15 protein-coding genes are annotated in these 13,573 nt (G+C 41.8%); 3 read left to right on the top strand and 12 right to left on the bottom strand.

Translation table 11 applies throughout. The annotated features are described in order from the left end of the window. Positions 1 to 3 precede the first annotated feature (3 nt). The 3 genes from NST79_RS03435 to groES all read right to left on the bottom strand — a co-directional run bounded on the left by NST79_RS03435 (position 4) and on the right by groES (position 4,035). On the bottom strand, positions 4 to 948 hold the full coding sequence (locus tag NST79_RS03435; protein ID WP_124073345.1) for a site-specific DNA-methyltransferase: 945 nt from the start codon (positions 946 to 948) through the stop codon (positions 4 to 6). A 1,126-nt stretch (positions 949 to 2,074) separates the two neighbouring features. Further along, positions 2,075 to 3,706, bottom strand: coding sequence for a chaperonin GroEL (groL, locus tag NST79_RS03430; protein WP_015252678.1), 1,632 nt, complete (start codon positions 3,704 to 3,706; stop codon positions 2,075 to 2,077). A 44-nt stretch (positions 3,707 to 3,750) separates the two neighbouring features. Beyond that, positions 3,751 to 4,035 (bottom strand): co-chaperone GroES, encoded by a 285-nt coding sequence (gene groES, locus NST79_RS03425; protein ID WP_003155970.1) that lies wholly within the window; start codon positions 4,033 to 4,035, stop codon positions 3,751 to 3,753. A gap of 238 nt (positions 4,036 to 4,273) precedes the next feature. Between groES and NST79_RS03420 the strand changes: the two genes are divergently transcribed. Both NST79_RS03420 and NST79_RS03415 read left to right on the top strand, forming a co-directional pair. Then, positions 4,274 to 5,008, top strand: a complete 735-nt coding sequence (locus tag NST79_RS03420; protein WP_015252679.1) for a type II CAAX endopeptidase family protein — start codon at positions 4,274 to 4,276, stop codon at positions 5,006 to 5,008. After that, on the top strand, positions 5,005 to 5,196 hold the full coding sequence (locus NST79_RS03415) for a YdiK family protein (protein WP_003225680.1): 192 nt from the start codon (positions 5,005 to 5,007) through the stop codon (positions 5,194 to 5,196). The genes NST79_RS03420 and NST79_RS03415 overlap by 4 nt, the downstream gene beginning before the upstream one ends. Before the next feature lie 231 nt (positions 5,197 to 5,427). Here NST79_RS03415 and tatC read toward each other — a convergent pair whose 3' ends face one another. The 4 genes from tatC to moaC are packed head-to-tail and all read right to left on the bottom strand — an operon-like array spanning position 5,428 to position 7,550. Then, complete coding sequence (gene tatC / locus NST79_RS03410; protein WP_015252680.1) at positions 5,428 to 6,192, bottom strand: twin-arginine translocase subunit TatC; 765 nt, start codon at positions 6,190 to 6,192, stop codon at positions 5,428 to 5,430. 6 nt (positions 6,193 to 6,198) lie between these two features. Further along, a complete protein-coding gene (gene tatAY, locus NST79_RS03405) occupies positions 6,199 to 6,372 on the bottom strand; it encodes a sec-independent protein translocase protein TatAY (RefSeq protein WP_003234072.1) in 174 nt (57 codons plus the stop codon). A gap of 21 nt (positions 6,373 to 6,393) precedes the next feature. Beyond that, entirely contained in the window at positions 6,394 to 7,041 is a 648-nt protein-coding gene (locus tag NST79_RS03400) for a redox-sensing transcriptional repressor Rex (RefSeq protein ID WP_003234073.1), read from the bottom strand. Then, on the bottom strand, positions 7,038 to 7,550 hold the full coding sequence (gene moaC / locus NST79_RS03395; protein ID WP_003243499.1) for a cyclic pyranopterin monophosphate synthase MoaC: 513 nt from the start codon (positions 7,548 to 7,550) through the stop codon (positions 7,038 to 7,040). Before moaC ends, NST79_RS03400 begins: the two co-directional genes overlap by 4 nt. A 126-nt stretch (positions 7,551 to 7,676) precedes the next feature. Here moaC and abc-f point away from each other — a divergent pair, with 126 nt between their 5' ends. Then, positions 7,677 to 9,605: an ABC-F type ribosomal protection protein gene (gene abc-f, locus NST79_RS03390; protein ID WP_212059864.1), complete on the top strand. Its 1,929-nt coding sequence runs from the start codon at positions 7,677 to 7,679 to the stop codon at positions 9,603 to 9,605. 229 nt (positions 9,606 to 9,834) lie between these two features. Here abc-f and tsaD read toward each other — a convergent pair whose 3' ends face one another. Genes tsaD through thiL form a run of 5 tightly spaced genes read right to left on the bottom strand, consistent with a single transcriptional unit; the run spans position 9,835 to position 13,471 of the window. Continuing rightward, positions 9,835 to 10,875: a tRNA (adenosine(37)-N6)-threonylcarbamoyltransferase complex transferase subunit TsaD gene (gene tsaD / locus NST79_RS03385; RefSeq protein WP_003244138.1), complete on the bottom strand. Its 1,041-nt coding sequence runs from the start codon at positions 10,873 to 10,875 to the stop codon at positions 9,835 to 9,837. Then, positions 10,868 to 11,323 (bottom strand): ribosomal protein S18-alanine N-acetyltransferase, encoded by a 456-nt coding sequence (gene rimI, locus NST79_RS03380; protein ID WP_003243019.1) that lies wholly within the window; start codon positions 11,321 to 11,323, stop codon positions 10,868 to 10,870. Before rimI ends, tsaD begins: the two co-directional genes overlap by 8 nt. 9 nt (positions 11,324 to 11,332) lie before the next feature. Further along, positions 11,333 to 12,022 (bottom strand): tRNA (adenosine(37)-N6)-threonylcarbamoyltransferase complex dimerization subunit type 1 TsaB, encoded by a 690-nt coding sequence (gene tsaB / locus NST79_RS03375; protein WP_212059862.1) that lies wholly within the window; start codon positions 12,020 to 12,022, stop codon positions 11,333 to 11,335. Next, positions 12,003 to 12,479, bottom strand: a complete 477-nt coding sequence (gene tsaE / locus NST79_RS03370) for a tRNA (adenosine(37)-N6)-threonylcarbamoyltransferase complex ATPase subunit type 1 TsaE (RefSeq protein WP_041336741.1) — start codon at positions 12,477 to 12,479, stop codon at positions 12,003 to 12,005. Before tsaE ends, tsaB begins: the two co-directional genes overlap by 20 nt. 14 nt (positions 12,480 to 12,493) lie before the next feature. Beyond that, positions 12,494 to 13,471 (bottom strand): thiamine-phosphate kinase, encoded by a 978-nt coding sequence (gene thiL / locus NST79_RS03365; protein WP_212059860.1) that lies wholly within the window; start codon positions 13,469 to 13,471, stop codon positions 12,494 to 12,496. Between the last annotated feature and the right edge of the window lie 102 nt (positions 13,472 to 13,573).

Raw genomic sequence — 13,573 nt, 5'->3', positions numbered from 1 at the left:
CTCTTATCTAATTTTCTTACGTCGTTCTTCATTCTTTCTATCGTACCAAAACCATTCTTCATCCGTTTTATGTTCAGCCTTTTGAATACGTTCTATAGCCCATTCATTGTATTGACGGTTAGTATCGCATGCAAGCCATTTCCGACCTAATTGTTCAGCAACGACAGCAGTCGTGCCTGATCCCGAAAATGGGTCGAGAATAACATCACCACGATTAGATGAAGCAAGAATAAACTTTCGAACAAGCTCTTCGGGCTTCTGCGTTGGATGTGGGGTTTTTTCATTCATTCCGTTACAAGTAGTGGGAACCTCAATAACGTCTTTAGGTTTGGCTCCTAATGGATGTGGCATCCAATTATCACGTTTTTTCCCGCTTCCATACTGACTTGATTCTGCTTGTGGATGTGACGGATATTTCAATGTATGCCCACCATATGGAATTCGAACTAAATCTTGATTCATTGTATACTTCTTTGTCTTTCTAAAATGCAAAAGACTTTCATGTGAACGACCGAAATCTTTTCCTAGGTTTGCTTTATTTTTATAGTGCCATACAAGCCATTTACAACCCTTGAAATATTTCGAAGCTGGGTGTTTCAAATCGGCAAGTATTTCAGAAAAGCCACATATATATAAACTGCCATTTTTTTTAAGCACTCGTGATGCTTCGACAATCCATTCTAATGACCACTGGATATACGATTCTTGATTTTCAAAAGTATCCCATTCAGCTTTTTTTATATTGTAAGGTGGGTCAGCAAAAATTAAATCTACACTTTCTGTTTCGAGTGTTTTCAACCATTGTATTGAATCACCTAAAAATAACTTTCCGTTATTATGTTTATAATGAAGAAGCGGTTCGCCTTTGTTTTCTTCAGGAACTTCATGAATTGATTCTTTAAATGAATCTAACTCGATTTCAAATTCAATCTGCTCTAATTCGTTCATTTTTATCACTCCTAACCTAACATTTCGAATTTTAACATAGAAAAGGGCTATTTACGACAAGATATGATGACAAACACTTAAATCAGACATACTATGCTTGCTTAAATTATATTATAAAGAGGCGTGCTCAACTATAAACAAAAGTGCAGCTAAAATTTAAAAATAATTATTTGTACATTCAATCGCTGCACATACGCGAAAAGTAACCGAAAGACAAAAGTTGGCCCTGAATCAATTGGTTGAAAAACGCCGCTTAACCGTGTTATCTAATACAATATATTCAGGATTTTAATGAAGTCTTATACAAGACGAAGATTAATCTCGGAAATGATTAAAAGAAGTGATAAAAAGAATCTGAAGTTGAAAACTATTATTCAAAAAATTAATGGCTTACCGTGTACAAAGCATCAGCTCGCAATTAGTTAGCGACTGCTCAATTTTGAAGACTGCTGTTGCAACAAATTAGATTTAAAACTCACTTTATAATAAACCTTGACATACATCCACTTTAACATTAAAATCAAGTACCTCCTTTAGCAGCATACCCATTATTTGCAACTTGCACTGTAAAGTATTGATTTCAAATTACTTAAAAAGAAGAAGATCTCCTCCGTATTCATCTCAAAATCTTCCTGTTCAATGTACTAGAGAACGGTTAAATCATCCATATACATGAAGTCCTAATATTTTCGGTCACCGCTCTAATTTTTCTCCTACATGACCTTCATAATCTCCCTTATGAAATATACTACAGGCATGTGAACTATGCACTTTAAAAGGAGCTATGTCGACTTTGAAGCTTACAACACTACTAACATCACAAAGGAGTATAATTTACTTACACCTAAAATACCCGCGCGGAATGTATAGTTTAAATGGACGATAATGTGATAAAGATAAATAACCATAAGTCAATTCAAAACAAATATTGATAACAATAAAAGTATTTATTTACAGGTAACAAAAGAGTTAAAAAAGAGGCTTCCCAAAAGTTCAAAAAACTCATGGAAAACCTCTAATTTAGATCCTTATTCAAGAAAATGTTACCTTTTTGTTACTTTTTGGTTATGTTCAGAGTATATAAGAGTCTAGAAATCCCATTTTTATTGGGTTTCAGGGGCAATGATTACATCATGCCGCCCATACCGCCCATGCCGCCCATGTCAGGCATTCCGCCGCCAGCGTTTTCTTCTGGCTTGTCAGCGACAACGGCTTCAGTTGTTAAGAACATTGCAGCTACAGACGCAGCGTTTTGAAGAGCTGAGCGTGTAACTTTCGTTGGGTCAACGATACCTTTTTCGATCATGTTTACCCATTCACCAGTTGCAGCGTTGAAGCCTACGCCGATTTCTTCGTTTTTGAGGCGTTCAACGATGACAGATCCTTCAAGACCAGCATTGTGTGCGATTTGACGGATTGGCTCTTCAAGCGCGCGAAGCACGATGTTGATACCTGTTTGAGCATCGCCTTCAGCTTCAACTGCAGCGACTTTGTTATATACGTTTACAAGCGCTGTACCACCACCGGATACGATGCCTTCTTCAACAGCTGCGCGAGTTGAGTTCAAGGCGTCTTCGATGCGAAGTTTACGCTCTTTCAGCTCAGTTTCAGTCGCAGCACCGACTTTGATGACAGCTACGCCGCCAGCAAGTTTCGCAAGACGCTCTTGTAATTTTTCTCTGTCGAATTCAGAAGTTGTTTCTTCCACTTGAGCGCGGATTTGAGTCACGCGGGCAGAAATTTTGTCTGTTTCGCCAGCGCCTTCAACGATTGTTGTATTTTCTTTAGTAACGACAACTTTAGAAGCGCGTCCCAATTGAGCGATTTGAGTAGATTTCAGGTCAAGGCCAAGATCTTCTGTGATGACTTCTCCGCCAGTAAGGACAGCGATGTCTTCAAGCATTGCTTTACGGCGGTCACCGAAGCCAGGAGCTTTAACAGCAACTGCGTTGAATGTGCCGCGAAGTTTGTTCACAACAAGTGTTGCAAGTGCTTCGCCTTCAACGTCTTCTGCGATCAGAAGCAATGGTTTGCCTTGCTGAACAACCTGCTCAAGCACAGGAAGGATTTCTTGAATGTTTGTGATTTTTTTGTCTGTGATTAAGATGTAAGGATTGTCAAGAACCGCTTCCATCTTATCAGAGTCAGTTACCATGTAAGGAGACGCATATCCGCGGTCAAATTGCATACCTTCAACAACTTCAAGCTCAGTTGTGAAGCCTTTAGACTCTTCGATTGTGATAACGCCGTCGTTTCCTACGCGCTCCATTGCTTCAGCGATAAGGCTTCCGACTTCCTCATCAGCAGCAGAGATCGCAGCAACCTGAGCGATAGACTCTTTGCCTTCGATTGGCTTAGAAATTTCTTTTAAGTTTTCGATCGCAACCGCTACAGCTTGTTCCATCCCTTTACGCACGCCTACAGGGTTAGCGCCTGCTGTTACGTTTTTAAGGCCTTCACGGATCATTGCTTGCGCAAGAACTGTTGCAGTTGTTGTACCGTCACCGGCAACGTCGTTTGTTTTGCTGGCTACTTCAGCAACAAGCTTAGCACCCATGTTTTCAAACGCGTCTTCTAGCTCGATTTCTTTAGCGATTGTTACACCGTCATTTGTGATTAACGGAGAACCGAATTTTTTCTCTAGAACCACGTTGCGTCCTTTTGGTCCTAAAGTTACTTTTACAGCATCAGCAAGTGCATCGACACCGCGAAGCATTGCGCGGCGGGCTTCTTCACTAAACTTAATATCTTTTGCCATGTTTACAGTACCTCCTCGAATTTTTAAATGTTTTTATTTAAGAATTAGCCAATAACAGCTAAAATGTCGCTTTCACGTAAGATTAAGTATTCAGTACCTTCGTATTTCACTTCAGTACCTGCGTATTTTGAGAAGATAATGCGGTCGCCCTCTTTTACTTCTAAAGCAACGCGCTCTCCGCTTTCTAACACGCGACCTGAACCAGCTGCCACGATTTTGCCTTCTTGCGGTTTTTCTTTTGCAGAATCCGGCAACACAATTCCGCTGGCAGTTTTTTCTTCAGATTCTACGAGTTCAATGACAACGCGATCACCTAATGGCTTTAACAATGTAATAACCTCCTCAATAGTATGAATATGTAATTTTAGCACTCAGCACTAAAGAGTGCTAACACAATTCTTATAATAAAGAATCTCCCTTCCAATTTCAAGTGATAAGATAAAAATTTTTTCACGCTTACATCATTCTTTTCCGCTCGCTTTTCCGTTAGCTTTTTCACCCCCGTACCGATTATGTTACAATAGCTGTAGATGAACGAAACCCACTTAACAAAGGAGTACATACCATTTGAGAAAACAGTATTGGTTTATTATTTTGACATATATCATCATGCAGTTTTCCGCATTAATCGCGATTCCCTTGTTATTTAAATTCGGTTATGCCGGAGGACAGCCTACAGATGAAAATATGCTGCATGCACAAGGATTATGGTCCGTTATCAGCTTTATCGCCTGTCTCGTTGTTGTTCTGCTCATTCTGAGAACCGTTCCGAAAGAAACGCTGCGAAACGGACAGAAGGACTCAATCGGACTTTCTATCCTTTGGGCGATAGCCGGTTTTTTCATTGCCCTTTTCTCTCAAGGAATAGCAGGCTCTATTGAATATTATGTTTTTGGCATCGGAAGAGAATCAGAAAATACACAAGCGATTCTGGATGTCATTCAGGCAGTCCCGCTCATGATTATCGTTTCTTCCATCGTCGGGCCTATATTAGAAGAAATCATCTTCAGAAAAATCATTTTCGGCACGCTGTACGAAAAAACGAATTTCTTTTTCGCCGGACTGATCAGCTCGGTTATTTTCGGTATTGTTCACGCTGATTTGAAGCATCTTCTTCTATATACAGCAATGGGCTTTACCTTTGCCTTTTTATATGCGAGAACAAAACGGATATGGGTGCCGATTTTCGCCCATTTAATGATGAATACATTCGTCGTCATCATGCAGCTTGAGCCTGTTCGTAATTACCTTGAACAGCAGAGCACACAAATGCAATTGATTATTGGAGGATTATTTTTATGAGAAACCCGGTAGTTTGGGGAATGATCTACTTTGCCGTAGGGTGCATCTTTACTTATCTTGCCGCAAGCTCGCCAGGCAGCATGTGGTCATTTTACTCCATCCTGCTGATGGTGTTCGCCGCTTACAACATCAGCATTTCTTTTAAGATGTTCGCCTTTTCATTTAAAATCAAAAAGAACCAAAAATAAAGAAAATCCATTTCTGAATGAGAAATGGATTCAAATTAAATCCTAAAACGGCTTTCGTTTTAGGATTTTGTCATTTTCAGCGTGATTGAAAACCCTTGAAGTCTAGGAAAGGCGAGCATTGGAGCGGAGCGAATGTTTTCATTCGTGAGCACCAACGCACAGGCTTGACAACGAATGCGGGGGTTTGTCAACACGCTGAATCCATTTCTCTCATGAAAAATGGATTTTTTATTATTGCCCGGAAGACACGTCCTGATCGGCTGCACTGCTTTTCTGCGCTTTCCGATAGGCGGCCTTCGATATCAGAATACTGATTTCATATAAAATCAAAAGCGGGACTGTGACCATCATATGGGACAGAAGCTCAGGCGGTGTAATCAGGGCTGCGATCACTAGCAGCGTAAAATACGCATACTTTCTGATTTTCGCCAAGAACATCGGTGTCACAATTCCGAGCCTGGTCAAAAACATAAGGATGACCGGCATTTGGAACAGCAGTCCAAACGGAATCGTCAGCTGCAGAAGAAAATGAAAATATTCATTAATTCCGATCACCTGATTGACATTCAAGTCCTGAGAAATTCGCTTCATAAAATCAACAACAAAAGGAAATAAAATATAATATGAAAAAGATAAGCCCGCTAAAAACAGCAAAATAGAGATCGGAATGTAGCTGAGCGTTACTTTGCGCTCTTTCTCATAGAGACCCGGGCTCACAAAAGCCCAAAGCTGATAAAGAATAACCGGCGAGGTCAGGACTATGCCGATGATAAACGCAAACTGCATAAACACATAAAGCGGGTCTGTCAGGTTAAACGCGTTAAGCGTAAGCTGCTTCGCTTCATCTGTTTCTTGCAGATACACTATAATCGGCTTTGCTAAAAAAAATCCAGCAATAAAGAAAACGACAAACGCCAGAGCTACAATCAGCAACCGTTTTCGAAGCTCAGCAATATGCTCCAGCAGCGACATTTGATTCACTTTCATTCGTGTCATCCTAACTTACTGATCTTCTTTCTTTTTTTCCTCTTCATCACTCGTTAATCCTTTTGTAGCGTTTTTGAATTCACGAAGTGTGTCTCCCGCTGCTTTCCCCAATTCAGGCAGCTTTTTGGGACCGAAGATAATCAGAGCAACGATTGCGATAACAGCAAGGCTTCCAGGACCGATCGGCATATTTGGGCTCCTCCTTTCCCTCTATTCGATTTCCTCTAAAACTGAATAATGCTTCAAAAAATAAACCAGTGACTGAAGCTCAACTGCTAAATCTATATGATGAATTCGAATGTGTTCCGGCACATTCAAACGGGCCGGCGTAAAATTAAGGATTCCCTTGATTCCTAATGCGACCAATCTGTCTGTAATGGATTGAGCGGCAACTGCTGGCACTGTAAGAATGGCAACTGATTCATCTTTTACGTGTTGTTCAAGGTCATCAAGGTTATAGACGGGCACGCCGCCTACCTCAGTTCCTATTTTACTCTCATTTATATCAAAAGCCATAGAAATTTTTGTGTTATTATTTTTTGTGAAATTATAGTGAAGAAATGCCGTTCCCAAGTTCCCGACACCAATCAAGATGACGTCTGTCATCTCATCCTGATCAAGCGTTTTCCGGAAAAAAGACAGCAAATAATCCACATTATATCCGTATCCTTTTTTGCCAAGAGCTCCAAAATAGGAAAAATCCCTCCGAATCGTGGCAGAATCAACCTTTACGGCATCACTGAGTTCAGCGGATGATACACGCTGTTTTCCTGACGCATGAAGATTCTTTAAAAAGCGATAGTAAAGCGGCAGCCGTTTCGCCGTCGCCTGCGGAATTTTTGATTGATCCTTATTCATTTTTGGTCCTCCAAATTATACTCGGATAGTTCTCTTTTAAAGTCACCGTTTTTCCCGCCTGTCTTCTCCAGCAAGAAAGTAGGGCCGATGACCATCCCCTTATCAAGGGCCTTGCACATATCGTAAACGGTAAGAGCGCACACCGATGCAGAAGTGAGCGCTTCCATTTCCACACCTGTACTCCCTTTCGTTTTGACCTGTGCTTTTATATGAAGTATAACTTCTGCTTCTTTTATTTTCCAGTCAAACGATATATCTACCCCGCTCAGTGAAAGCGGGTGGCACATCGGAATGATATTCGACGTTTGCTTTGCGGCCATAATGCCTGCCACCTGTGCGACAGCCAGTACATCTCCTTTGCCGATATCGTGACTTTGTATTTTCTCGTACACTTCATTCTTCATGTGTACGCTTGAAACAGCCGCCGCAGTACGGACAGTCGAAGATTTTTCGCTGATATCTACCATCTGGGCTCTGCCCTGTTCATTAAAATGAGAAAATCCATTCATATTAAAACGCTCCTTAAACAGATCATACACTATTTTCTTCTCTATGTCCTTATATGGCCAATGTATTGTTTGCTGACTTCTGGTTCATAAGCTACACTTAACTTATTATAGCAGAGGTGAAATAATATGATGATCTTACAAGTTAATCAGCTGTCCAAATCGTTTGGTGCTGATACTATTTTAAACAATATAAAGCTGGAAGTCAGAAATCATGATCGCATCGCCATTGTTGGAAGAAATGGCGCCGGAAAATCCACGCTCCTTAAAATTATCGCAGGCCAGCTTTCGTATGAAAAGGGCGAAATTATTAAACCGAAAGATATTACAATGGGATATCTCGCTCAGCATACTGGCTTGGATTCTAAGCTTACCATAAAAGAAGAGCTGCTGACTGTTTTTGACCACTTAAAAGCAATGGAAAAGGAAATGCGGGCTATGGAAGAAAAAATGGCGGCAGCTGACCCGGGTGAATTAGAAAGCATCATGAAAACCTACGACCGCCTTCAGCAGGAATTCAAAGATAAAGGCGGCTATCAATATGAAGCGGATGTAAGATCTGTGCTGCATGGTCTCGGCTTCAGCCATTTTGACGATTCTACACAGGTTCAAAGCCTCAGCGGAGGCCAGAAAACAAGACTGGCTTTAGGTAAGCTTCTGTTAACACAGCCTGATTTGCTCATTCTCGATGAGCCGACAAACCATCTGGATATTGATACACTTACCTGGCTTGAGCATTATTTACAAGGCTATTCAGGCGCCATTCTCATCGTTTCGCATGACCGCTACTTTTTGGACAAAGTAGTAAACCAGGTGTACGAGGTATCAAGAGCAGAAAGCAAAAAGTATCACGGCAACTACAGCACTTATCTCGACCAAAAAGCCGCGCAGTATGAAAAAGATCTTAAAATGTATGAAAAGCAGCAGGACGAGATTGCAAAGCTGCAGGACTTCGTAGACCGAAATTTGGCGAGAGCCTCTACCACCAAAAGGGCGCAAAGCCGCAGAAAGCAGCTTGAGCGAATGGAAGTCATGTCAAAACCGCTTGGCGATGAAAAATCTGCAAACTTTCATTTTGATATTACAAAACAGAGCGGAAATGAAGTCCTTCGTGTTCAGGATCTCACAATCAGCTATGAAAACCAGCCGCCGCTTTTAACAGAAGTGTCATTCATGCTCACAAGAGGAGAAAGCGCAGCGCTTGTCGGCCCTAACGGAATTGGTAAATCGACATTGCTGAAAACATTGATAGACACCCTAAAACCAGATCAAGGAACGATCTCATACGGCTCAAATGTCAGTGTCGGCTATTATGATCAGGAACAGGCTGAGTTGACTTCCTCTAAACGTGTCCTTGATGAGCTGTGGGACGAGTACCCCGGGCTCCCAGAAAAAGAAATCAGAACGTGTCTCGGAAATTTCTTATTCTCCGGAGATGATGTGCTGAAACCAGTTCATTCACTGAGCGGAGGCGAAAAAGCAAGATTGGCTCTAGCTAAGCTGATGCTTCAAAAAGCCAACTTTCTCATCCTTGATGAACCGACGAACCATCTGGATTTAGACAGCAAAGAAGTTCTCGAAAACGCGCTGATTGATTATCCAGGCACACTGTTATTTGTCTCACATGACAGATATTTTATTAACAGAATCGCCACAAGAGTATTGGAGCTTTCTTCAAGCCATATAGAGGAGTATCTGGGAGATTACGATTATTATACAGAGAAAAAAACAGAGCAGCTTGAATTGGAGAAAATGAATCAGCAAGAGGAAACTGATAAAACGCCAGCTACAGTGAAGTCTGACTCCAAACGTTCCTACGAGGAAGAAAAAGAATGGAAAAAGAAAGAGCGCCAACGACTCCGTCGGATTGAAGAAATTGAAACCACCGTTCAAACCATTGAGGAGAACATCAGCCGCAATGATGAATTGCTATGTGACCCTGAAGTCTATCAGGATCATGAAAAAGTACAAGCTATCCATGCAGACAATGAGAAGCTTAATCAGGAGCTGGAATCTCTTTTGTCCGAATGGGAAGAACTATCCACAGAAGAAGATTAAAAAAGTCAAGCACCTCTTTTTAGAGGTGCTTTTTATCCACAGAACATCCCCTAATAAATAAACAAAGTAAGCGCTTTATACATACTATCCACAAAATATTCTGAATTTATCCACTTTATTAACAGTGACCTCAGCCCTTTATCCATCAATATCTCTATAATTACTCACAGATATGTGGATAAATTGTGAATTGTCTGTTAATAACAAACAGATAAAAAGTCTCACGCTATTATCTCGTGAGACTTTGATAAGAAGTCAATTCAAGGCCGGGCTGGCCATTCATATCATATGCACCGCGAATTCCTTTTTCAAAAGCAATTGTACCAGCAGCAGCAATCATCGCAGCATTATCCGTGCATAAAGCTAATGGAGGAATGACAAGCGTAATCCCTTCATGCTGGGCAAATTCCTTTTCTAATGCAGCTCTGAGGCCTCTGTTTGCAGCTACTCCTCCGGCTAAAAGGACCTGTTTGACATCATATTCCTTTGCCGCGCGCGCCGTTTTGGTTACCAAGACATCGATCACACTATTTTGGAAACTGGCAGACAAATCTTCCGGAGCAATCTCTTGCCCTTTTTGGGATGCATTATGAAGCGTATTGATCACCGCAGACTTCAACCCGCTAAAGCTGAAGTTGTAAGAGCCTTCTTCAAGCCATGCGCGAGGAAGCGGAATATTGTCATTCCCTTTTTCAGCTAGCTTGTCAATTTGCGGTCCACCCGGATATGGCAATCCCATCGTCCGCGCCACTTTGTCGTAGGCTTCTCCTGCCGCATCATCAAGGGTTTCCCCAATGACTTCAAATGATCCATGTTCCTTCATATAAACCAGTTCTGTATGGCCTCCTGAAACGACCAATGCCAGTGCCGGGAACACGATGTCTTCTACAAGACGGTTCGCGTATATATGACCGGCTATATGATGAACGCCTACTAACGGAATGTTATATGCAAAGCTCAATGCTTTAGCGGCATTCACTCCGATAAGAAGCGCTCCCACCAGTCCCGGACCTTCTGTTACTGCAATCGCATCAATATCACTATACGTCATGCCAGCTTTGCGAAACGCCTCTTCTATAACCAAAGTGATTTGTTCAACATGATGTCTTGAAGCAATTTCCGGAACAACGCCTCCGAAGCGCTTATGGCTTTCAATTTGAGAGGCTACTACGTTTGAAATGATCTCTTTCCCGTTTTTCACAATAGCTGCAGCAGTCTCATCACAGCTTGTTTCAATTCCTAATACGTACATGTCTTTTTGCTCACTCATTTATCGTCACCCACATAATTAACGCATCTTCCCCGTTATCAGTATAATAGTTCTTTCTTATTCCGCCGGGCTGCATCCCGAATTTCTTATATAAGCCTTGAGCAGGATGATTCGAAACCCTCACTTCAAGCGAAAGCCGCCTTGCGTCTTTTTCTTTGCACAGTTCAACAGCTGAGCGAAAAAGCGTTTCTCCTAAAGACTGGCCGCGATACTCTGGTTTTATCGCTATATTTGTAATCTGGGCATCGTCCATCACAATCCAAATCCCGCAATACCCAGCAAGATGGCCGTCCTTTTCAATCACGAGATAATGAGCATACGGATTTTCCAGCAGCTCATGATAAAACGAATCCTTCGTCCAAGGAGACGTAAAGGAGGATGCTTCGATTTCGTATACGTGATCTATATCTTCAAGCCGCATATTTCTGACCGCTGCTTTTGTTTTCATCCTATCACCCTACTTTTGACTTTCAATCCATTTCGCTTCAGCTTCTGCCAGCCGCAAGTAATCCGGGACAAGCCCATGAACATCAGCTGCTTCCTTTTCCTTCCCGAGAAAAGCCAATTCTGAAGGGCGCGGGTTATGCTGGGCGGCAGTTCCAATGAACCCTTTTGTTCCAAGCACATCCTCGATCATCTGCTTGTGAAGAGAAGTATCATGGCCTAAAAACAAAACAGGGCGGTCCTTTTCTTTTAGCATCTCCAGCCAATCTGCCAGCATCACATTTTGATCTGGAACAACTTGCTCTAAAAGCCCATTTTTATATTGATACAGACCTGTGTACACCTGTCCCCGTCTAGCATCAAAGATTGGGCTGATCAGACCGTCAAAATGCCGGCCATTTGCCGCAAGCGTCTCAAGACTTGATACAGCACTTATTGGAATGTCTAAAGACCAGGCAAGTGTTTTGGCCAACGTCACACCTATTCTTACTCCTGTGTAAGAACCAGGGCCTCTTGCAACGACAATTTTAGAAAGGTCCTGCGGTGCCATATCACAATCATTCAGCAATGAATGAACAGCAGGCATCGCTCTTACAGAGTGGTTCTTTTTCAAGTATGTAATGTATTCTGCTATAACGGTGTCTTCTCGAAGCAGCGCAATGCCCAATGTATAATTTGATGTATCAATTGCTAATATTGTCATGTCTACTTAACTCCTCACAAAGCATTTCATACCGATTCCCGACAGCAGTAAAGGTAATTTCCCGCTCATCATCACCAGCTCTTTTGATGACAATTTGCAGTCGCTCCTGCGGCAGCTGTTCTTCAATTAAATGAGCCCATTCAACGAGACAGACACCTTGTCCGTGAAAATATTCATCAAGTCCCAAATCTTCACTTTCATCTTCCATTCTATACACATCCATATGATAAAGAGGAAGTACGCCATCGTTATATTCTTTTATAATTGTAAAAGTCGGACTGTTTACAACACGTGTAATTCCCAGCCCTTCTGCAAAACCTTTCGTAAAAGTCGTTTTTCCTGCACCTAAATCGCCCTCTAATGTCAGGACGTCTCCCGGTTTAGCAAACGCTGCCGTCAGCTTGGCAATTGCTTTTGTTTCTTCTGGATTTACAGTTCTCCATTTTAATTGCTTCACACGAGTCACCCGTCTTATTTAAAATGATTATATCCCTTTTTCTCTAAGATCATTGATGTTTGATCTGTTTTTAGGATCACTTTAGATTTTGTTTTTTCCCTGACATGGCCAATCTTTGTAATGGGAAGTTGACGTGCTGCGCACTCCTGCTTCAACACTTCCCACTCCTCATCTGAAACCGTCCCTGTCAGCTCAAAATCCTCACCGCCAAACAAAGCCCATTCTTTCCAGTTAGGATGAAGCTTAGGCAAATCAGAATGAATTGGAAGCATGCTTTCAACAATTTCAATTGAAACACAGCTGGCTTCTGCAATCTCGTTCAGTTCACTAGCCAATCCGTCACTAACATCATTTAAAGCTGCCCGTTTAAAAATCGAGCATAATCTGCCGACGCTTACTCTTGGCTCAGGCCGTTTATGCCTGTGGATAAAGTAATCCGTGTCAATAGAAGAATTTTGAGGATGAGTCTCCTCTAATAATAAAGAAAGCCCTGCTGCAGAAGAACCGATTTCACCGGTTACAAACACAATATCATTCGGTTTTGCTAAGCTGCGCAAACAGGCCTGTCCCTTTTCAACTTCACCGATCACAGTGACTGTAACGACTAATTTGTCAGCGGTAGAAACTGTATCGCCGCCAATCAGATCCATCTGATATAGTTTCGCCAGTTCATTCATTCCTTCATACATCGCCTTGATTTCGGATGCCGTCCATTTTGAAGGTACCGCAATTGATACCAAATAAAATTTCGGAATGCCTCCCATCGCGGCAATATCACTTATATTAACGGCTAACGCCTTATACCCGATATCTTCAGGTGAGGAATAGTGTAATTTGAAGTGCACGTCTTCTACCATAGTATCAACACAAACAATTTCCTGAACGCCGTGTTTCGCAGTGTAGAGCGCTGCATCATCACCTATTCCTACATCAACGGAAGAATGGTGAATGGTCCGCGGAGTAATGCTATGTATCAAATCAAATTCATCCATGAACCAAAATCTCCTTTCAACCCTGCTTATGCCTATATTGCTCTTCCTAGTTTATCGAATTTTGCTGGAATATCCAAGATGTTCCCGATATAAAGAAAGCTT

Origin of the sequence: Bacillus sp. PS196 (assembly GCF_037963555.1) — a bacterium.
GTDB lineage: Bacteria > Bacillota > Bacilli > Bacillales > Bacillaceae > Bacillus > Bacillus subtilis.
The sequence above is the reverse complement of the archived record's forward strand: the minus strand, read 5'-3'. Positions and strand labels throughout refer to the sequence as shown.